Source organism: Protofrankia sp. Cas8, assembly GCF_963555845.1.
Taxonomy (GTDB): domain Bacteria; phylum Actinomycetota; class Actinomycetes; order Frankiales; family Frankiaceae; genus Protofrankia.
Genome location: NZ_CAUVXI010000093.1, coordinates 1 through 450 on the forward strand (window position 1 = coordinate 1; position 450 = coordinate 450).

1 protein-coding gene is annotated in these 450 nt (G+C 66.2%); it reads right to left on the reverse strand.

Annotation, left to right across the window (positions count from 1 at the left end):
- Positions 1 to 85: 85 nt before the first annotated feature.
- Positions 86 to 450, reverse strand: a 365-nt coding sequence (locus U9977_RS14725) for a MarR family transcriptional regulator (RefSeq protein ID WP_322749821.1), incomplete at its 5' end; no start/stop codon positions are given.

The window sequence follows — 450 nt, forward strand, 5'->3', positions numbered from 1 at the left end:
AGGCCGGTACATCAGGTGAATACCGCCGGGTCGGGATGTGCGTGGTCCAAAGGCGGCCGGTTCAGGAGTCGGCTCAGAAGTCGGCTCAGAAATCGCCGGCGCGGCCGCGGAACTCCGTCAGGACCTCGACGAGCGAGGTGATCTGATCAGGTGACAGATCCGGGTTGGCGAAGACGCTCTCGTTGAGCCGGTCGGTCGCCGCGGTCACGACGTCCCGACCGGCCGGCGTGATCTCGGCCAGGGTGGCCCGCCGGTCCGTCGGATGTGGGATGCGCCGGACGAACCCCTGCGACGAGAGCCGGTCAACCGCGCTCGTCACGCTCGTCGGATGCACCTGCAGACGGTTGCCGACCTTACTCATCGGCAATGATCCGGCTTGGCTGAACAGCAGCAGCATGAGCAGTTCGTAGCGGGCGAAGGTCAGGTCAAACGGGCGCAGCACCTCGTCCA